Origin of the sequence: Pseudaminobacter soli (ex Zhang et al. 2022) (assembly GCF_014595955.1) — a bacterium.
Classification (GTDB): Bacteria; Pseudomonadota; Alphaproteobacteria; order Rhizobiales; family Rhizobiaceae; genus Kumtagia; species Kumtagia pseudosoli.
Map to the genome: position 1 here is coordinate 57,427 of NZ_JABVCF010000016.1, position 18,668 is coordinate 76,094.

15 protein-coding genes and 4 pseudogenes are annotated in these 18,668 nt (G+C 61.1%); 7 read left to right on the top strand and 12 right to left on the bottom strand.

Annotated features, from left to right (window positions below; genetic code table 11):
• The first annotated feature begins 56 nt into the window (after positions 1-56).
• Positions 57-1,124 carry an alpha/beta fold hydrolase gene (locus tag HUI96_RS24490; RefSeq protein ID WP_188257340.1) on the top strand — a complete coding sequence of 356 codons (1,068 nt, stop codon included), beginning with the start codon at positions 57-59 and terminating at the stop codon, positions 1,122-1,124.
• Between the two features lie 534 nt (positions 1,125-1,658).
• On the opposite strand, the pseudogene HUI96_RS24495 reads toward HUI96_RS24490, so the two are convergent.
• Together HUI96_RS24495 and HUI96_RS29625 are read right to left on the bottom strand one after the other, a co-directional pair.
• Positions 1,659-2,426, bottom strand: a pseudogene (locus tag HUI96_RS24495) (SulP family inorganic anion transporter); the annotation flags it as partial.
• A pseudogene (locus HUI96_RS29625) lies at positions 2,426-2,602 on the bottom strand (PLP-dependent aminotransferase family protein); the annotation flags it as partial. The pseudogenes HUI96_RS24495 and HUI96_RS29625, both read right to left, overlap by 1 nt.
• Position 2,603: 1 nt before the next feature.
• Here HUI96_RS29625 and HUI96_RS24500 point away from each other — a divergent pair.
• Together HUI96_RS24500 and HUI96_RS29950 are read left to right on the top strand one after the other, a co-directional pair.
• A pseudogene (locus HUI96_RS24500) lies at positions 2,604-3,097 on the top strand (EamA family transporter); the annotation flags it as partial.
• A 550-nt stretch (positions 3,098-3,647) separates the two neighbouring features.
• Complete coding sequence (locus HUI96_RS29950) at positions 3,648-3,773, top strand: hypothetical protein (protein WP_273033214.1); 126 nt, start codon at positions 3,648-3,650, stop codon at positions 3,771-3,773.
• Positions 3,774-3,828: 55 nt separating this feature from the next.
• Here the strand turns inward: HUI96_RS29950 and HUI96_RS24505 are convergent, their stop codons facing one another.
• The 3 genes and pseudogenes from HUI96_RS24505 to HUI96_RS24515 form a co-directional block, all read right to left on the bottom strand.
• On the bottom strand, positions 3,829-4,740 hold the full coding sequence (locus HUI96_RS24505) for an agmatinase (protein WP_188257341.1): 912 nt from the start codon (positions 4,738-4,740) through the stop codon (positions 3,829-3,831).
• Between the two features lie 477 nt (positions 4,741-5,217).
• A pseudogene (locus tag HUI96_RS24510) lies at positions 5,218-5,691 on the bottom strand (VOC family protein).
• A gap of 115 nt (positions 5,692-5,806) precedes the next feature.
• Positions 5,807-6,250, bottom strand: a complete 444-nt coding sequence (locus HUI96_RS24515) for an SRPBCC family protein (protein ID WP_188257342.1) — start codon at positions 6,248-6,250, stop codon at positions 5,807-5,809.
• Between the two features lie 983 nt (positions 6,251-7,233).
• On the opposite strand from HUI96_RS24515, the gene HUI96_RS29630 reads away from it, so the two are divergent.
• The gene (locus HUI96_RS29630) at positions 7,234-7,773 is read left to right on the top strand and encodes a BA14K family protein (RefSeq protein WP_237684356.1); all 540 of its coding nucleotides are present in this window, start codon (positions 7,234-7,236) and stop codon (positions 7,771-7,773) included.
• A 245-nt stretch (positions 7,774-8,018) separates the two neighbouring features.
• Here the strand turns inward: HUI96_RS29630 and HUI96_RS24525 are convergent, their stop codons facing one another.
• The gene (locus HUI96_RS24525) at positions 8,019-8,759 is read right to left on the bottom strand and encodes an SDR family oxidoreductase (protein WP_188257343.1); all 741 of its coding nucleotides are present in this window, start codon (positions 8,757-8,759) and stop codon (positions 8,019-8,021) included.
• On the opposite strand from HUI96_RS24525, the gene HUI96_RS24530 reads away from it, so the two are divergent.
• Positions 8,725-9,288 carry a LysR substrate-binding domain-containing protein gene (locus HUI96_RS24530; RefSeq protein WP_337918612.1) on the top strand — a complete coding sequence of 188 codons (564 nt, stop codon included), beginning with the start codon at positions 8,725-8,727 and terminating at the stop codon, positions 9,286-9,288. The two genes, HUI96_RS24525 and HUI96_RS24530, sit on opposite strands and share 35 nt — an antisense overlap.
• Before the next feature lie 283 nt (positions 9,289-9,571).
• On the opposite strand, the gene HUI96_RS24535 is transcribed toward HUI96_RS24530, so the two are convergent.
• Positions 9,572-10,843: a hypothetical protein gene (locus HUI96_RS24535; RefSeq protein WP_188257345.1), complete on the bottom strand. Its 1,272-nt coding sequence runs from the start codon at positions 10,841-10,843 to the stop codon at positions 9,572-9,574.
• Between the two features lie 169 nt (positions 10,844-11,012).
• On the opposite strand from HUI96_RS24535, the gene HUI96_RS30335 reads away from it, so the two are divergent.
• Complete coding sequence (locus HUI96_RS30335) at positions 11,013-11,216, top strand: hypothetical protein (RefSeq protein ID WP_188257346.1); 204 nt, start codon at positions 11,013-11,015, stop codon at positions 11,214-11,216.
• A gap of 488 nt (positions 11,217-11,704) precedes the next feature.
• On the opposite strand, the gene HUI96_RS24545 is transcribed toward HUI96_RS30335, so the two are convergent.
• Together HUI96_RS24545 and HUI96_RS24550 are read right to left on the bottom strand one after the other, a co-directional pair.
• Positions 11,705-13,084 carry an amidohydrolase family protein gene (locus HUI96_RS24545; protein WP_188257347.1) on the bottom strand — a complete coding sequence of 460 codons (1,380 nt, stop codon included), beginning with the start codon at positions 13,082-13,084 and terminating at the stop codon, positions 11,705-11,707.
• Positions 13,085-13,114: 30 nt separating this feature from the next.
• Positions 13,115-14,488, bottom strand: coding sequence for a nucleobase:cation symporter-2 family protein (locus HUI96_RS24550; RefSeq protein ID WP_188257348.1), 1,374 nt, complete (start codon positions 14,486-14,488; stop codon positions 13,115-13,117).
• A 119-nt stretch (positions 14,489-14,607) separates the two neighbouring features.
• Between HUI96_RS24550 and HUI96_RS24555 the strand changes: the two genes are divergently transcribed.
• The gene (locus HUI96_RS24555; protein ID WP_188257349.1) at positions 14,608-15,498 is read left to right on the top strand and encodes a LysR family transcriptional regulator; all 891 of its coding nucleotides are present in this window, start codon (positions 14,608-14,610) and stop codon (positions 15,496-15,498) included.
• Between the two features lie 326 nt (positions 15,499-15,824).
• On the opposite strand, the gene HUI96_RS24560 is transcribed toward HUI96_RS24555, so the two are convergent.
• From HUI96_RS24560 to HUI96_RS24570, 3 genes are all read right to left on the bottom strand, one after another.
• Complete coding sequence (locus tag HUI96_RS24560) at positions 15,825-16,988, bottom strand: mandelate racemase/muconate lactonizing enzyme family protein (RefSeq protein WP_210320309.1); 1,164 nt, start codon at positions 16,986-16,988, stop codon at positions 15,825-15,827.
• A 36-nt stretch (positions 16,989-17,024) separates the two neighbouring features.
• Positions 17,025-17,276, bottom strand: a complete 252-nt coding sequence (locus tag HUI96_RS24565) for a cation:dicarboxylate symporter family transporter (RefSeq protein WP_237684357.1) — start codon at positions 17,274-17,276, stop codon at positions 17,025-17,027.
• Between the two features lie 295 nt (positions 17,277-17,571).
• Positions 17,572-18,657: a tartrate dehydrogenase gene (locus HUI96_RS24570; protein ID WP_188257350.1), complete on the bottom strand. Its 1,086-nt coding sequence runs from the start codon at positions 18,655-18,657 to the stop codon at positions 17,572-17,574.
• Positions 18,658-18,668: the final 11 nt, after the last annotated feature.

Below are 18,668 nucleotides of genomic sequence, written 5' to 3' on the forward strand. Positions count from 1 at the left end.
CTTCAACCTAGATTCGCTCCCGCGGTGGTTCGCCGCACACCTTATGTGGAGGAATAATGACTAGGGTATTCACCGCGGCACTGGCCGCATTGAGCCTCGTAAGCGCCGGTGCTGCTTATGCAGGGAACATGCCGTCAAAGAGCGCGGATTCGATCGATCTGCAGGAAACGTTCGATCACATCGGCGCGGAGGTTCACGCACTCACAAGGGACGGGCGCACATCCTACTACATCGATGAGGGTCCCAAAGAAGGGCGTGCGGTTCTGTTTGTCGGTGGTCAGGGCACCAGCCTGGAAGCCTTTCAACTCACGGAATTCGCGCGCACCTCGCGCGAGGCGCTGGGGCTTCGTGCGATCTCTGTCGAGCGTAACGGTTTCGGCGAATCCGAGTTCAATGCGGAACTTGGCTACGCCGATTACACCCGCGAAGCTCTCGCCGTCCTTGACCATCTCGGCGTAGACAAGTTCGTCATCATGGCGATCTCCGGTGGCGGCGCCTACGCCGCGCAAGTGGCGGCTGCCGCGCCAGATCGGGTGATTTCCCTCCATCTCGGCGCCGCGGTTTCACGCACGCTGCCCACGCGCACAGCTCCGAATTGCTCAGAGACCATTGAGCAAGTGAACGAGCGAAACACGAAGTACACCCACAATCCGAAGGACTGGTGGGGAGTGCCGGGATCGCCGGTCCTGGTCATCCCGGGCTGGCAGACACGAGCATATGCCGACGCAACGCGGTCCTTCTATGTCGGCGGGCAGCTAGGGGACCCGGCTGCGCTTACGCATGAGAGATTGCTGCCCTGCAGCCCCGATGCAGTCGTCGATGCGTCGAAGATCACCGCTCCCGCCTATCTCTACTACGGAGAGACCGACAAGGCGGTTACCGTTGAAGAGATGAAGCAGTGGGAGGCAGCGCTCCCGAATGTAGCGAAAGCCACCGTCTATCCCGGTGAGGGCCACACGGTACAGTACCGCCATTGGGATCAGATCCTCGTCGATATGGCGGGATACGCGGATTACACGGTCGTGTGTCGCGACAAGGAAAGCCAACTCGTCAAGAATGATCAAGTTGCAGCCGATGACTTCATCGGTATCTGCGCATGGAAGGCTAGCCTGGAAGCAAAGTAGCCGTCGCTAGTCGTGGTGCCGTTTCGCCGAATCGGCATCATAATCTATCTCTTTTTTGAGCATGATCTTCTCCGGGAACCGGCATCCATTTTTAGGGATCATGCTCTAGGTCGGTGGTCGCGGATTGCCATTCTGTGACACTTCAATCCGCTGGAGGATTTCGCGCGCTGCGATCCGCCGGTCCCGGTTTGCCCGGGGCCGGTGTATCTTGCCTAAGACGCACCGTGCTCCTGGGGATGGCGGCCTCCGCATCCTTGGCGGCCACAGAGGCTCCGGGCCAGCCCGCGACCTCGCCCCAAGCAAGTGCCCCCGCACCGGCTGACAGGACCGTGGAGGTCACCGAAGGGTCCTGCGCCTTCGTAAGAGGTTTCCCTCGCGAGGGCGCAATACTATTCGGTCCCTTTGTGATTTCCTCAATGCTTAAGGCCACGGAAGTGGCACTTTGCGGAGCCATTATCCCGCTGATGATACCAGTAGCGTTAGATGAATGAGTTATCTTCTCATGCAATGCGCAAGTCTGGAACCAGGACTCTTTCAGCGCGCGAGTCGGTCGACCGCCTCGTACTGGCTAAGGAAGACGCGTCCGGTTAGGTCATTTAGGAAATCGCAGTGCTTCAGGCGATCCATGACCGGCCCCTTCACTTCTGACAGGTGCAGGGTAATGCCCGTGTCAATGAGGCGGTGGTTTATCTCTTCGAGACTCTCGAGCGCGGACGCATCGATGGCGTTGACGGCCGAGCACATCAGGACGACGTGCTTCAGTTCAGGTCTTTCGGCCACGAGTTCCGCGACACGGTCCTCGAGGTATCGAGCATTGGCGAAATAGAGGCTTTCATCGACTCGTAGCGACAGGATCTCAGGCGAGGTGATGACCTGATGTCTTTCGACATTGCGGAAATGCTCGGTGCCGGGCACCTGGCCGACAATGGCCATGTGTGGGCGCGATGTACGATAAAGGTGCAACAGCAGCGACAGCGCCACGCCCATCACCACCCCGATCTCTACCCCAAGGAACAGCGTGCCGAGAATGGTCGCCGCCATAGCTGAAAAATCGGACTTCGAATAAGTCCAGACGCGGCGCATGGCGGAGAAGTCAACCAAGGACAGGACGGCGACGATGATCGTCGCAGCCAAGGTGGCCTGCGGCAAGTTGGCCAAAAACGGTGTCAGGAGCAATGTCGCAAGCGCGATGCCGATCGCAGTGTAGATGCCGGCGGCCGGGGTTTCAGCCCCCGCATCGAAATTGACCACCGAGCGCGCGAAGCCGCCCGTCACCGGATAACCTGACGAGATGGCCGAGGCGGCAGGCCCAGCGGGGAGCCACAGTCGGCAAGCGCAGGACCGTCGGCACGCGAGAGCGAGCGGAGCGCCTTCCTGACGCCGTCCTCGGGCAGCCATGACGGCGGAAGCCATCCGCAGCCGGGCTTCAGGTCTTGGCCACCTGCCTCCAGCGACTGCCGCGAGACCCAGAAGGGGTCTGCGTTCTGGATGTTCTCCGTGCACGGCAGCGCGGTAGTGACGGGCTTTGCCGTTTCGCAGGGACTCGCGGCGTCCCCGAGGGGCGATGCATTGATGCTAGCCGCGATCGTCGTGTGTGGCCTGGGCTGTGCGGAGGGTGCGAAGCTCGCCCGGACGTTGGGTGGCTGGCAAGTGATCTCGTGTGGTTCTGTCGCTGCCGATCATGGCCGTGCTGGCCATCCTGTACATGCCGCCGACGCTCTCGCGATGAGGCTCCCGCCTGGATCAGCCTGGCCTACGTCTCGCTGTTCAGCATGTTGATCGGTTTTGTGTTCTGGTATCGCGGCTTGGCGCAAGGCGGCATCGCTGCCGTGGGCCAGTTGCAGCTTCTGCAGCCCTTCTTCGGACTTGCGCTGGCCGCCACGCTTCTGCACGAGCCAGTCACGTCGGTGATGTTTATGGTGACCGTGGCGATGATCCTGTGCGTGGCCGGCGCGCGAAAGTTCGCCCTGTAGGATCGCGAGGACAAGCCGACGTATACGTCCGTGAAGATGATCCATGCAGCCGGTCGAGACCAGCCCACCGCAACGAACGCCTTGGGTCAAACCGGGCAGTAGCCAACCATTGCCTGGAAGCAAATCCTTGGAGGAAGCACATCTGACGTGAGTGCGCCAGAAGCGGTCATCGACCTAACACTACGGGAATATCGTGATCTCACCCCGACGGCTCATCGAGTAGCGGAATACCCGAAATCTGAAACTGCGGGCATCTTGAGCAAGGGAGGGCAGAACTACCCGATGGACACCGAGGCCGTCAGAATGCCGCGCTTTTCACGCTGGTCAGATTCGACTTTCTGGAGTGGGGATAGAATGCCTCCTGACGAGACCGAAAACCCCACAGTCCTCAGGTGCTCCCGAAGCCGGCTAGCCAATTTCATCCCCTCCCCGCTAGGTCTGAGACACTGCTCCCCCAGAAGAGAGGAGATCGGACACGAACCCCTTTGAGATCATCTTCGCCACCGTAGTCGCCCTAACGATCCTGAGCGCCGGATCGGCAACGGCGATCGTGCTGGTGGTCGATACGCGGGCCAGGCCCGGTGCCAGGATGGTTGCAGTTCGGCTGATAGAGATCGCGGTGCTCGGCGCCGGAGCTGTGATCGCTCTGCTCGATCTCGGCGCCCGCGGGATCTGACCTTGTTTGATAACGTTGTGCGCAACGGTACCCGCCGGACGACTATCAGCAGGATTCAATCCTGCCTGACGATGGCTCCGATCGCATTCACGACCAGCCGGGCCGCCGTCAGCGCTGTGATGCCGTTGATGTCGTTGCGAGGAAAGAACTCGACGAGATCGAATCCTGCGATCCGGGCTCGTTTGCCGACGCCCGCGATCAAATCGATCGTCTGGGTATAGGTGAGGCCGCCAGGGGTCCGGGCAGCTACCCCCGGCATGACGCTGGGATCCAGTCCGTCGCAGTCGAGGGTGATGACGACCCGAGCGCCTTCCGGGATGTGCCTTAGAGCCGCTTCGACCCCCTGAGAGTGAACCTCGCGCGCGGTCACGAAGCGGCTGCCAAAGTTCCGGGCAGCTTCGATTTCTTCGAGGCGTGCGCTGCCCACGCTCCGGAGACCGACCTGCACCATACCCGCGACATGCGGCATCTCGCTCGCCCTTCTCATAGGGTTCGAGTAGCCGAAGCGTTCCCCGTACACCTCATCACGCCAGTCGATATGGGCGTCGATCTGCAGGATCCAGATCGGGCCGTGATCCGCGAAGGCGGCGATGAAGGGTATGGGGATGGAATCGTCACCACCGATCAGGATCGGCACCGCCGACATGGCCAGGATCTCACGCGTCTGCGCTTCGATGCCGACGCGATTGCGCTCATTGTCATACATGGTCGTCGGCACGTCCCCGGCATCGATGCAGCCGGTTGGCTTGCCGTCGAAAAGTGTGCCGCAGAGATCGAAATCCCAGTGATCTACGAATGCGATGTCTCTCAAGCTAGCTTCACGGATGGCACCCGGAGCCGAGGCATAGCCGCTGCTGTCCTTGCCCGGATAGGTGGTGCCATGTCCCGCTCCGAAGATGACCGCTTGGGGTTTGCGTCCTTCGGGCAGCCGTTCAGGGAATCCCAGGAAAGATGTAGGTGCGCTCATCCGGGCAAGTTAGCCCGATCCGAACGCCGAAGATACTGCGCGGCCTCATCCTAGTATAACGGCATTTCGGGTTATGTGAGCTTTCCTGCATCGCTGCCGTCCGCCGCCGGAGCCGCATGGATGTGGATGCCATAGTCTGGCGCACGGGTTCCGGGGCGATTTCGACTGGCTCGAAATCCTGAGGCGAAGGATTCCGTCGGACGTGTCCTGCGCGAGAGGGTGCATCCCCCACGGCGTACCTCCGCTTCATCGGCCGTCCCCGGCAGCGCAATCGCACCTCGGGGCTCGTCATGTGCGTCCGAGTCGATGCGGAAGCCATTGTCGCCCGAATCCAGTCGGCTGGTGCGAGTTATCGCACTGCCACTCGTCCGGCGCCTTCACGTCCGCCGTGACGAGATCGTAAGGCTCTGGGGGAGGCAATTGCCTAGTCGCCGACGCTAACGATCACACAGCGACGGTCTGGGTCGACATGGACCATCAGCCGCGCCGAGCCGCCTCGATTACGGCAACGTCGATTTTCCTCATATCCATCATCGCCTCGAACGCGCGTTTTGCTTCGTCGCCGCCAGCAGCCATCACCTCAGTCAGCACGCGTGGCGTGATCTGTCAGGAGATGCCCCATTTGTCCTTGCACCAGCCGCACACACTTTCCTGGCCGCCATTGCCGACGATGGCGTTCCAGTAACGGTCCGTCTCCTCCTGGTCCTCCGTGGCAATCTGGAACGAGAAGGCTTCGTTGTGCTTGAACGTAGGTCCGCCATTGAGGCCGAGGCAGGGAATGCCGGCGAGCGTGAATTCGACCGTCAGCACGTCGCCAGCCTTGCCTGACGGGTAGTCGCTGGGAGCACGGTGAACCGCGCCTACCGAACTGTCAGGAAAAGTCTCGGCGTAAAAGCCGGCCGCGACCTCGGCGTCCTTGTCGTACCAGAGGCATATTGTGTTCTTGGCAATCGCCATTGCTCGTCCTTTCAGTTTCTAGGCCAAGTCCGATCCAATTCCCACGCATTCACCGCGCGCTATCCTGCGCGGGTCCGCAGCTAAGGAAGGGGTCGCATGCGAGCCGTGCCTACTGGTTGATGTCGGGCTCGACGAGTTTCGCGAGCTTGCGCAGAGATTCCTGCCACCCGAGATAGCAGGCCTCGGCGGGGATCAAGTCCGGCACGCCCTGCTGCTCAATGTTCACCTCTGTGCCGACCGACACGGCCTTCAGGTTCACCGTGACCTTCATCTCGCCCGGCAGGTTGGGGTCGTCGAACCTGTCGGTGTAGACGAGGCGCTCGCTCGGAGCGAGTTCCAGAAAGCTACCGCCAAAGGAGTGGCTGTGGCCTGTCGTAAAATTCCGGAACGACATCCGGTGATTGCCGCCGACCTTCGCATCCAACTCGTGGACGGTGCAGGTGAATCCGTATGGTGGAAGCCAACTCGCCACCGCGTCCGGTTCGAGGAAGGCACGGTAGAGCTTCTCCGGCTTGGCGGCAATGACGCGGTGCAGACGGATCGTGCTGGGCATGGATTGCTCCCTTTCGGTTTGGTTGGGTTTGTTCGATCGTCCCGAGCGGAGAGATCGCAGTACATCAAGCAGTCGTGCCGCCTCTTCCGTTCGTGCGTCTTACGGGCCGGCAATCGCCGCCCGATGCAAGTCAAGACGAACGGAACCGGGAGAGTCCGAAATGGCATTGGAATAGACCTGGGCGCCGGCCCGATGCCGCCATCGCCTCGGATACTCGAACTGTTGGCGACCACGTTGGTGGGTGCTGTCTCCGTAGCGAGCGGTCGCGTCGAGTACGCGGTCGAGCGCATCGGCTGACTTCATCTCGGGAGAGGACAATACGCGCTGGCCTTCCGGCTATCCGCTTCCGCCCGGTGGGCACGATGCGAACGCCGTTGGTCTCCATCACCTCCGTCGAGGCAGCATAGGTCGTCGCACCTTCCATCGCTATCGCTGAAATCGGTCGCGGCGCAGGTCGGCCTCTTCCGCCCGCGCGTCTCGCGGAGGCATTTCAGCGTCGCTTCGGCGTCGCACCGCGCCTCTTCCGTGACATGCGGTGAGCGCTCAAAGGCGCCTTCGGAGACGCGTTGTTGTCGGGCAACTCCGGGCCGAAATCTGCCGGTCCGCTTTCCAAACACATTTGGCTGAGGCCGATATTCGGCAAATCACCTCTTCCAATGGGTTCGCTGCCTGATACGAGCAAGGGCAAGCCGCCGACGGCACCCTTGTCTCGACGCCGGCGACATTGCATCAACTTCTTTCTTGCTGGGCCTTTGTTTTCCCTGACAAGACCCAAAGAAGCCAAAGTCTTCGCGCCGCGATCTCAGTGGGGACGGCATGACGTCCCTTAAGAAAGCGCAGTTCCAGGGAATATTTTCGATCGCGTTGCGTTTATCCAAGAGGTCCGAGAGAGGCCCAGCCCCCACGATCGTCGCATCGAGGTTCATCCCCCTACGATCATCGCAGGCCTTGAGCTCCACGGACGCCCTTCCTTGGAGAAGACAATGAGACGCTATCTCTCAACGCTCGCATGTTCGGGGTTGCTGGGCATTGGAGCGCTCTACGGCGCGCCGGCGTTTGCCGGGAGCAATCCCAGTTCCATTCCCGATATTGCCCCTACGGTCAACGCGGGCGGCAAGGCTTTCCGCACCCTACCCGAACAGCCCGTAGGTTGCGGCACAATGCGTTGCGGCGGGGGCAGCCTGCAGCAAACCGCCTCTATGCACTGGCCAGACGATGATCCTGGCGGCGTCCATCTCGTCCGTGGCGGTGGCGGAGGCGGCATGGGCGGTGGTGGGGGCGGCATGGGCGGTGGAGGCGGCGGCGGAGGCGGCACGGGCGGCGGAGGCGGTGGCGGCGGAGGCGGCGGCATGTTCCCGCAAGGCGGCGGAGCATTCTACCGCCAAGGCATAGGCTATGGTGACTACTACAGCGGCTACTCGGCGCATGTCGCCAGGTGCGCTGCCCATCATCGGTCGTATCGGGCATCCGACAACACGTTCCAGCCCCTCCATGGCCCGCGTCGGCAGTGCATATCGCCTTGACCGCGGGGGGCGCTCCCGCCCGGAGCACCTCTCGCATCCCCGTCATCACAGGGGGGCCTTTTTCGACTGGCGTGTATCACTATCTCGCCGACTAAAGGCTATGACGACAGCGCCGACGATGCCGGCAAGGGCTCCATCCAGAGCCAGCCGAAGGCGCTCGCTAGGGGCAATCCGACGATCACCATCCCCGAGACGGCCGCGTTGGCCAGCCGGGGTGAATTCCTTTCGTGAGAGGGCACGCGGGATCAGATGATCCCGCCATTGGCACGCAGCACCTGGCCGTTGATCCAGGCTCCATTGGGTCCGGGGAGGAAGCTGACCGCGCCAGCGATGACCTCGGGCTGGCCAAGCCGTTCGAGCGGGTCTGCCTTGGCGAGATTGTCGATCACCGCTTGGGGCTTGCCGTTAAGGAACAGGGCGGTCGCGGTCGGTCCCGGAGCGACCGCGTTGACCGTGATGTTGCGGCCGCGCAGTTCCTTGGTTTGCACATGGGTCATCGCCTCGACCCCCGCCTCGGTGGCCGCGTAGCCGCCGTAGGTGGCGGGAGTGAGTCCGACCACGCTTGACGAGAGACTGATGATCCGCCCGCCCTCGCGCAGACGCTTAGCCGCCTCGCGCAGCGTGTTGAACACGCCCTTGAGGTTGATCGCGACTTGGCTATCGAACAGCGCGTCGTCGCTCTCGGCAAGGCTAGCCAGCTTCATGATGCCGGCATTGTTGACCAGCACGTCCATGCCGCCGAACGCCGCCTGTGCCGCGTAGAACATGCGCGCGACTGCAGCCGGGTCACTGATATCGGCTTGCTCGGGAATCGCGCGGCCGCCTGCCGCCTCGATCTTCGTGACCAGCGCCTCTGCCTCCGCCGCGCTGCTGGCATAGTTGGCGACGACGGTGAAGCCGTCCGCCGCCAGCCGTTCCGCGATTGCAGCGCCGATGCCCTGCGACGCGCCGGTGACGATTGCAACCTTGTTAGTGTCTGCGTTCATGATGCTCTCTTTGTCCTTCCGCTCGTCCGAAGCGGATGAGAGCAAAATGCCCTTTAGAGGCGCTGAGATAATCAGCACTATTCTGACTTGGAACAATTTGAATGGACCGGCTCGACTCGATGCGGCTCTTCACCCGGGTGGTGGACCGGCGAAGCTTCACGCAGGCCGCGCAACCGTTTGCCTCCGGTCGATCACGACTGGTGCGCTTCGGCCCTTCGAATTCCTGCTTGACAGGGACTTGGTTCGAGTCGAGGTGGCTTCCCCTCTTTCGGTCACGGGGACAGAGATCTGCCAGGACGCCGTTCTGACGGGACTCGGCCTCGCGCAGATGCCGGTTTTTCACATTGAGCGTGACTTAGCGGAAGGTCGGCTGGTGCGAATCTTGGCCAATTTTGCGCTTCCAGTTGCCCCGGTTTCCGTGCTCTATCCACGCAATCGCCAACTCTCGCCGTGCGTGCGGCTGTTCATCGACTGGATCCTGGAAAAATTCACCGCCACAGGTGCTGAGCCAGGAACGATCGCCACTTGATGGCCTGGCGGATCATCGCCAATGAAGGTCTGTCTTTCGCATCGGCGTCATTGAGAGCGGACGGGCTGCTGTCGGCCCAAAGTGGCCTCACCGACATCGGCGCAGAGCTGTCGAACGTCCCAATAGGGTCCGCAAACGGACCGTCCGATTTTAGCGGCCGAGGTGCAAAAAGCCGACGTTCCCCTGCGGACCTATTGCGAGCCTCACCCTGAACTCAAGGCGGGCTGACTGAATGATAATGGGCTCGACGCAAGAGGCGGTCGCCGCTGCCGGCACACATAGCTCAGGCAATCGGCTTTCCACCGACCTCGATCCGGTCGATCACGCTCGCAGGTGCCACAAAATCGTAGTCAGGGACGGCGCTGTTCTCGGCGATAATTTGCCCTTTCACCCTGAGTTCATTTCCCTTCGCCCCCGGCTTGAGGCTCAAGGCGTGTGCTTTGAGATGGACCACCTTGCCCCGCACCAGGCTGTCCCCCTCCCCACCTTTAGTGCGGATGTCCTGCTCCACGGTGATCGTCCCGAACGGCTTTGAGAGTTGTACCCCAATGGCACCGTCGCCGTAGGTCAGGATGCTCTGGAACTCGGCTTCCCCCAGCGAGCCGTCGTAGAGATTGAAGCCCCGCGCACCGATTCCGTGGGTCTCGATTTGTGCCTGGATCCTTAAGGTGTGGATGTCTCCAAAGTTCACGAAACCGATGCCGCTGCTTCCGTGTGAAGTGACCGCGGCCCGGGCAACCCAGGAATCGATTCTGCCCCAGTTGTCGAGCACCATATCGTTGGGTCCGTAAGTTGTGGTCGGACCTTCGTTGACTACGCTTTGGGCATGCACCCCGGAGCCGACGAAAACACCTCCGGCAATCAGGTTTGACGTGCCTTTGGGGATGCCGCCGTCCGCGTGAACTTCGCCCGTTTTCAGCAGCTTTAGCTCGATTGTGCCCCCCTCCTGGGTCGGCGCGGGGGCCCGGCTTAGATCGGCATCGACCGGGATGAACCAGCCACCGAAGATGAATACGCCGCTCCCCCTCAGCGGATGTTTCCTGCTGCCGCCCGAGAGGTTGAGAGCCTCCAACGTCCAGCGGCTCGCCTTGTCCTTTGAGTAGTTATAAACCGTGAGCCCTCCGAGCAGGACCTCCACCCCGAAGCCCCCAGGTCGATGGGCGGCCAGTCGCGCATCCGCCCGCTCGACATGGATGTTCTCTAGTTTCAAGTCGCCCCGTCTGGCCAGGCTGCCTTCCAGATGGACACGGCCGACCGTCCGCACGTTGCTGATAGTCAGGGTGCCAAGGTCCTCTTCATCGTCCGACAGGCCCAGGGCGACCTGAGTTTCATCGGCTACCAAGCGCAAATCGGCGATCTGGTGGTCGGCGCTGAGCATCAGTCCGGGCTGGCCCTCCTTGAAGTGCAGTTCGGCGCTGGTGCTTACACCACGCAGGTGGGTTCCGGCGGGTAGCTTCAGACTCGAAAGATCGGTGATCTGGCTCTGCACCTCGATACGGGCGGCGTTCTGATGGATGGCCCTTTGGAGTGAGGCGGCATCTTTCACGAGGGTCACAGCAACCTCCCTGGTTCAGTCTCGGGAGGTTGAACCTCTTCGCCCCTTTCGGGAACCCCTTTGAAGCGGGCAGACTCGCTGGAGCGTCAGCCATCAGCTCAAATTGAACGGGACGACTTGTTTTTTGGACCACAAGCGCGCGGGATCGGATCTCGGGCAGACAACCAAGGTGCCGATCATGATCTTCAGGATCGCAGCCGCGCAGTTTGATATCGATTGCGAGATCAAAGCGCGCGCGATCTCGCAATCGACTTTCGCGATCGAGGAAGAACCGAATTGCCCACATCTGTCGCGGCTTAAGCGCTCGTTTCGCGCCGACCTTCCTGGCTGTATTCCAAACACGTCGCTCCTGCGATGCGAGATCGCACTGTGAAAGTCCCAGGATGTTTCTCCTTCGGCCACCACGGCCGGAAGAAAAACGAATTGATTCACGAGCTCGTTTGGGCCGTGAGCGGTCAGTCCGCTTTCGGATTCGGACCTTCTAAAGCGGACTTTCAGGTCTGTGCGAGCAGCGTCGTTGCCTAACCCTTTCAAGACTTTCCTCGCGGTTCTGGCGATTAGAAAGCTGACGTTCCCGCGAACCAGCAGCACCGGCTCGATTGTTCTCAGCGGCCGTCCTCGGGGACTGCGCGGGCTTGCCAATGCCTGTGACATCGTCAGCTACGCCCGCTGGAATCGTCCTCTTGGTGGTGTGCGTCTTCTTGCTTCCCGCGATGAGAACGGTTCCATGACCATTGCCGAGTACGTCCCTGCCTCCTGGGACGCGCCGCCGCCGGCCGTTCGTCGCTGATGCAAGCCGAGAGGCTTGAAAAGAGCGCGAAAGGCTTGGCATACGAAGGATCACGCTAGACCAAGGCCGGGTTAGGCGCTCTCGACACGGTTGAGGGCATTGACCGCGCCATGGCCGGCCAACCACGCTGCACGCCGCGCAAACAAATCCGGCACGGCCGCATTCGCCTCGGCAATCACCGCGCCAACGTCAGCGCTGAGAAGCCTGCCGCCATCAACAAGGACGCGTCCGCCAACCATGGTCATATCGACGTCTCCGCCCTGCACAGCGTGTACCAGATTGTGATGCAGGTTCCCCGAAGCTCCTCCCAAGAGAGGCGTCATTCGCGGCGTATCCGTTCGAACGGCGATCATATCGGCTTGCTTGCCGACTTCGATCGAGCCGATCTGCTTGTCCAGTCGCAACGCCCGGGCTCCTTCGATCGTAGCCATGCGGCACACCGACCACGCATCGAGAGCGGCCGCATCAAGCGTCGATACCTTGGCCAGGAGCGACGCGACCTTCATCTCGTCGAACATGTCGAGATTGTTGTTTTCCTTCTCGCCGTCGGTGCCAAGACCGACAGCCACGCCCTTCTTTCGCAGGGAGAGGACGGGAGCCGCGCCGCTTGCGAGCTTCATGTTGCTTACGGGGTTGTGGGCGACGCCGACGTTGTGACGGGCGAGGATGTCGATCTCCTCCTCCGACAGCCAGACGCAATGGGCGAGGAGGACATTGTGCGCATCCAGCAATCCGAATGCTTCGAGCGCCTCCACTGGCCGCTTTCCGTAGCGGCGTTCAGTCTCCGCGACATCGAAGCGGCTCTCGTTGCTGTGGGTGTGGAAGCCAACCTTGTATTTGCGGCTGAGCGCGACCGCACGCTTCCAGGCCTCTGGCGTGCCGTAGAACATGTGCTCAAGGCCGACCCACACATGGATCCTGCCTCCGGCGCCGCCATGCCAATCCTGGATCAAGGCCTCGTTGGTGTCCAAAGTCTCGAAATAGTTGTGGTCTGGATGTTCCCCGACATAGGGCACCAGCACAGCACGGATGCCGATGTCCTTGGCGACCCTGGCGCTTCCGCTCATGTGCCGCCACATGTCGACGATCGTGGTTGTCCCCGACAGCAGCGCCTCTGCATAGCAAAGATGGGAAGCTATCTCGGCTTCCTTGGCATTCACGACGCGGTGCATCGGATCAATGAATTGCTGAAGCCAATCCCAGACGGGAAGCTCCTCGGCGGTACCGCGCAGCAACCCGGAATGGGCGTGAGTGTTGACCAGGCCCGGCATCAGCAGCCTGTTGGCCAGTCTCTTGACCTGGATTCCCGGATTCGCCGCGAGAAGGCCAGGCGCCTCACCCACTGCGTGAATTAGGCCGTCAGGACCTACCAGGACCGCGCCATCCTTGATCACCGTATTGTGGTCATCCATCGTGACGAGGTGGTCGGCGTGTAGAACAAGTGAAGTCATTTTGTCTCCGTGTCGGATCGTGGTTGAAACTCAGGCTTCGGCCGCAAGGGCGCTGCGGCTCGCCTCGAGCGCGGCGGTGTCATGGCTCGTCAGGCCGTTGAAGAGCAGGTTGAGGACAATGGCGGTCAGCGTAGCCAGAATGATGCCGCTTTCCGTGAAGATCTTGGTCCATTCCGGAAGGTGGACAAAGAAGCCTGGCGCAAGCATCGGGATCATGCCCACTCCAACGCTGACTGCCGCTACCAGCACGGAGCCCTGGTTCTTCTCAAAATCGACGGTGGAGAGGATGCGCACCCCCATCATCGCCACCATTGCAAACATCACAAGCGCCGCGCTGCCGAGCACGAAGGGCGGCGTCGAGGCGACGACATAGGCGAGCTTCGGGAACAGGCCGAGCAGGACGAGAATGATCCCGCCGGCGGCGCAGACATAGCGACTCTTGACGCCGGTCAACGTCACAAGCCCGATGTTCTGGGAGAATGACGTATAGGGAAAGGCGTTGAAAAGCCCACCGAGGACGGCGCCCAGGCCGTCGGCCCGCAATCCCCGAACCAGGCGCGGAGGCGTTGTCGGACGATCGACAATGGTGCCAAGCGCCAGGAACATTCCTGTCGATTCCACTAGGGTCACGAGCATAACCAGGCACATCGAAACGATCGCCAGCGGATCGAAGACAGGCATGCCAAAGGCCAACGGCCGGATGAAGACAAACCATGGTGTTTGGGACCATTCTCCAAGACTGATCTCACCGATGGCAAATGCCGCAATGAAGCCGGCAACAACACCGATCAGGACCGCGATGTTCGCCAAAAATCCTTTGGCAAAGCGCGACAGAAGCAGGATGAGCGCCAGTTCGCCAAGCGAAATGATCAGGTAGATTGGCGCGCCGTATTTCGGGTTGGGCTCGCCGCTGGCAAGCACGGGTGGCCCACCGGCCGCCCAGTCGATGCCTACCTTCATGAGGCTCAGACCGATCACCAACAGGACCGAGCCTGTCACGACCGCTGGAAAGAAGCGAAGAAACCGGGCCATCAGCGGCGCGAAAAGGATGCCAAATATCCCGGATGCGATGATGGCGCCATAGATGCCGGGCAGGCCAAGCGACGGGTTGGCTCCGATCGCGATCATCGGCGCGATTGAGGTGAAGGTCACTCCCATCATCACCGGCATTCGCATGCCGAACCCGAAAAAGCCCAGCGACTGGATCAAAGATACCAGTCCCGCGACGAACAGGTCGGCGCTGATGATGATGACGAGATGCTCTTTCGGAAGGTTGAGAGCCGCCCCGAGAATAAGGGGCACAACGATACAGGCCGAATACATCACCAATACATGCTGAAACCCCAACACTGCCGTCCGAACGGGCGGCAGTCTCCGGTCCACCTCGTGGACTTCAATTGACATTGTCTCTCCTCCCTAAGAGTCATCTTCCGCGACGGACTCCTCCCGAGCGCGAGGCCGGATATTGCGTAGCGGTGGGCAAGCTGTAAAATTGGGATCTATCTCCTTTTCCGATGGATCGAATGGACGTCTCCCTCGAACAGCTTCTCGTCTTCCAAGCTGCAGCACGCGAAAAGTCCTTTTCCGAAACGGCGCGCAAGCTCGGGAAGGCTCAATCCGCAGTGAGCAGCGCCATCGCGGACCTCGAAATTGATCTTGGGGTATCCTTGTTCGACCGGAAGGGCCGATACCCGCTACTAACGCACGCGGGCGGAGCGCTGCTGCCAGAGGTGGAGGCCATCCTGTCACACCGCGACAGCTTGAAGGAACGGGCACATGCCCTCGCCAGTTCGTCGGAAGCACGTGTTGCTATCGCCATCGAAGATGCGTTCCCAACGGCGGAGATTGCCGCAGTGCTTGCCGATATGAGCCGTAGCTTTCCGAGCGTCCAACTCGACATCCTCCAGCCGACCGGGGGCGGGTTGCTGGAAATGCTGGTCAACGGCGAGGCCACGCTGGGCCTCGGATGCGCCCGACCGCACTATCCCACAGGGATTGGGTTCCGACGGTTAGGCGATGTGGTCCTGATCAACGCGGCTCGATATGATCATCCCCTGGCTGGGACGGAAGGCGTGCGGTTCTCACATCTGGCCGACCATGTTCAGCTGTTTCTGGCGGCGCAGACTGGCCATCTTCTAACGAGCGAGTATCTGAAATCTCCGCGTAGATGGGTCGTGGAAAGCCAGGTCACGCTGCTGAATCTGCTAAAAAGCGGGCTGGGATGGGCGATCGTGCCCAGACGCCTCGTGGCGTCCGAACTGCAAGGCGGCGAGATCGCCGAACTCAGGCTGGACGCGTATCCGTTTACCGACTGGCGGGTCGGACTCGATCTGGTGTGGAAAATCGATGACAGACCAGGGGTCGTCGCCGCCTGGCTGAAGACCGAACTGGGTCGAAGTCAAATCTCCGGCTAGGGCAGCCTCCCCCGGATTTGGATCGAACAGCCTCCACGAGCTAGATGTCAGTGGTATGGAGGATACTCGTCCGAGGCACGTCCGTTTAGGAGCGCGGCGTCAATGCTGGAAATGGCGCAAATTATGGCCTCGGCACCGACGATGTCCGCTTTTGGTGGACGAACCGGCCGTGCGAACGGCTGAGAAGCGGCGCAAAGCGGCCATTCGCAACGCGGACGGCGAAGGTCACTGATGGGGTCATTCCTGCGCATTGCCGGACGGATCCACTTCATCCGCAGTTCGACTCCAGGACGGAGCGGGCGACAGAACGCCCGCTCCGGGTCTTACTATTCGGCCAACTCGCGCATGACCTTGATGAGGTCCGACTTGCCTTCGAAGCCGATGCCCGGCAGTTCGGGCATGACGATATGGCCGTCCTCGACCTTCACGCCGTCCGGGAAACCGCCATAGGGTTGGAAGAGGTCCGGGTAGCTCTCGTTGCCGCCAAGTCCGAGGCCCGCGGCGATGTTGAGCGACATCTGGTGGCCGCCGTGCGGGATGCAGCGGGACGGCGACCAGCCGAATTGCCGCAGGACATCCAGCGTCCGGAGATATTCGACCAGGCCATAGGACAGAGCGCAGTCGAACTGCAGGTAGTCGCGATCCGGACGCATGCCTCCATAGCGGAGCAGGTTGCGGGCATCCTGGTGCGAGAAGAGATTTTCGCCAGTTGCCATCGGTGCGTCGTAGAACTCGGAGATCGCGGCCTGCAGGGCGTAGTCGAGAGGATCGCCGATTTCCTCGTACCAGAACAGTGGATACTCGCGAAGCATCTTGGCGTAGGCGATGCCGGTCTCGAGATCGAAGCGACCATTGGCATCCACGGCAAGCTGCGCCTGTGAACCGATCTCCTTCAAGACGGCTTCGATACGGCCGCGATCTTCATCGATCGGCGCGCCGCCGATCTTCATCTTGACGACGTTGTAGCCGCGGTAGAGGTAGCCCCGCATTTCAGCCTGCAGGGCGCTGTTATCCTTGCCGGGATAGTAGTAGCCGCCAGCGGCATAGACGAACACCTTCGGGTTCGCTTCCCTGCCCTTCATCTCCGCGAGAAGGCGGAAAAGCGGCTTACCTTCGATCTTCGCGACGGCATCCCAGACGGCCATGTCGATCGTGCCCACCGCGACCGAGCGCTCGCCGTGGCCGCCGGGCTTCTCGTTCATCATCATCGTCGCCCAGATTTTGTGCGGGTCGAGATTGGTGCCCGCGTCATTCATCAGGCTTTCCGGTGATGCGTCCAGAATGCGGTTTCGGAACCGCTCGCGGATCAGGCCGCCCTGACCATAGCGGCCGTTGGAATTGAAGCCGTAGCCGACGACACGACGGCCGTCCTTGACCACGTCGGTGACAACTGCGACGAGGCTGGCCGTCATCTTGCTGAAGTCGATGTAGGCGTTGCGGATTGGCGAAGCGATTGGTTTGGTGACCTCGCAGACCTCAACGATGCGCATTTTGATACTCCGGTTCGGATAGAAGAAGTTGATGTCTCAGTGCAGGGCCTGGGGGGCCGCAGCGGTGATCTGGAGCGGGATGGCATGGAAGCTTGAGAGCGTGGTGCCGAGCGTCACGAAACCTGCTCCGGCAACGCCTGCAGATCCTTTCGAGGTAAGTATCAGGACGCCCAGGTTGACGAGTTGCCCTCCAATGCCGAGGAGAGCGCTTGTCGCCTGGGCGACGAAAACGGCCGCCCTGGTAAGATAGATGCACGTGCACCAGACCGACGACCGATTTCTCGCCATGGGCTACCTCCTCCTGATCCTCGTGCCGCACCTCCGCTGCGGATGGATGACCGATCAGGCCCTAGTACGGAAGGGATGGTCGACACACCAATGCTGATAGGAAACCTATCAGTGCCAATTCGGCATACACCCGCTGGCCTGCCACAAAGCTGCTGATGTCCTCAGATTCTAGTTCTTCTTAGGAATCACCCGAAATTCGCTCGCTTTTCGGAATCGAGGGTCCTCTTCTCAACCCGACGCGCTGTTCACTTTTGGCATCAGCAGCGCATGAGTCTTTGTCATCCAGGAACTCGGCCTAGCTGAGGAAGTCCGCTACGGCCTTTCCGGAGGTGACTGTGTCCGCGCTGCCACCGAGATCACGGGTGCGCAAACGAGGGTCAGCGAGAGAAGCCTCGATCGCGGACATCACGGCGCTCGCAGCCTCCTGCTCCCCCAGGTGCTCGAGCATCATGGCCGCAGACCAGATTTGGCCGATCGGGTTTGCTATGCCCTGTCCTGCTATGTCGGGAGCCGAGCCATGCACTGGTTCGAATAGGGACGGAAACTTCCTCTCGGGATTGATATTGCCGGATGGCGCGATGCCGATCGTGCCTGTGCAGGCCGGGCCAAGATCGGAAAGGATGTCGCCGAAAAGGTTGGAAGCCACCACCACGTCGAACCGGTCTGGATTGAGAACGAAGTGCGCGCACAGGATGTCAATGTGATACTTGTCCCATACGATATCCGGGTAAGACTTTGCCATCTCTTCGACCCGCTCGTCCCAATAGGGCATGGTGATCGAGATGCCATTCGACTTCGTCGCCGACGTCAATCTCTTCCTGGGGCGACTCTGCGCGAGGTCGAAGGCGAAACGAAGGATTCGATCGACGCCTATCCTCGTCATCACGGTCTCCTGGACGACCGTCTCCCGTTCCGTGCCAGGAAAGATCTTGCCGCCGATGGACGAGTACTCCCCTTCTGTATTCTCACGCACGACGTAGAAGTCGATGTCACCCGGGGCACGGCCCGCCAGCGGAGATGTCACGCCAGGCATCAGGCGCACGGGCCGCAGGCTGACATACTGATCGAACTCCCTGCGGAACTGGATTAGGGATCCCCAGAGCGAGATGTGATCCGGCACCACTTCGGGCCAGCCCACCGCTCCAAAGAAGATGGCGTCGTGCCCGCCGATCTGGGTCTTCCAGTCCTCCGGCATCATCCGCTCGTGCTTCACGTAGTAGTCGCACGAGGCAAAATCGAATGTGTCGATCTGGAGCTCGAAGCCGTACTTCTTGGATGCGGCTTCAAGGATACGCAGTCCTTCCGGGACCACCTCTTTGCCGATGCCATCCCCGGCGATGGACGCGATCCTGTGGATTCGGTTAGTTCTGATCACAGTCATGTCTTGTTCCA

Bases quoted from the DNA above. Each gene is read 5' to 3' on its own strand.
- HUI96_RS24490 (WP_188257340.1), top strand. From the start codon at position 57: ATGACTAGGGTATTCACCGCGGCACTGGCCGCATTGAGCCTCGTAAGC.
- HUI96_RS24505 (WP_188257341.1), bottom strand. From the start codon at position 4,740: ATGAGCGCACCTACATCTTTCCTGGGATTCCCTGAACGGCTGCCCGAA.
- HUI96_RS24515 (WP_188257342.1), bottom strand. From the start codon at position 6,250: ATGCCCAGCACGATCCGTCTGCACCGCGTCATTGCCGCCAAGCCGGAG.
- HUI96_RS29630 (WP_237684356.1), top strand. From the start codon at position 7,234: ATGAGACGCTATCTCTCAACGCTCGCATGTTCGGGGTTGCTGGGCATT.
- HUI96_RS24525 (WP_188257343.1), bottom strand. From the start codon at position 8,759: ATGAACGCAGACACTAACAAGGTTGCAATCGTCACCGGCGCGTCGCAG.
- HUI96_RS24545 (WP_188257347.1), bottom strand. From the start codon at position 13,084: ATGACTTCACTTGTTCTACACGCCGACCACCTCGTCACGATGGATGAC.
- HUI96_RS24550 (WP_188257348.1), bottom strand. From the start codon at position 14,488: ATGTCAATTGAAGTCCACGAGGTGGACCGGAGACTGCCGCCCGTTCGG.
- HUI96_RS24555 (WP_188257349.1), top strand. From the start codon at position 14,608: ATGGACGTCTCCCTCGAACAGCTTCTCGTCTTCCAAGCTGCAGCACGC.
- HUI96_RS24560 (WP_210320309.1), bottom strand. From the start codon at position 16,988: ATGCGCATCGTTGAGGTCTGCGAGGTCACCAAACCAATCGCTTCGCCA.
- HUI96_RS24565 (WP_237684357.1), bottom strand. From the start codon at position 17,276: ATGGCGAGAAATCGGTCGTCGGTCTGGTGCACGTGCATCTATCTTACC.
- HUI96_RS24570 (WP_188257350.1), bottom strand. From the start codon at position 18,657: ATGACTGTGATCAGAACTAACCGAATCCACAGGATCGCGTCCATCGCC.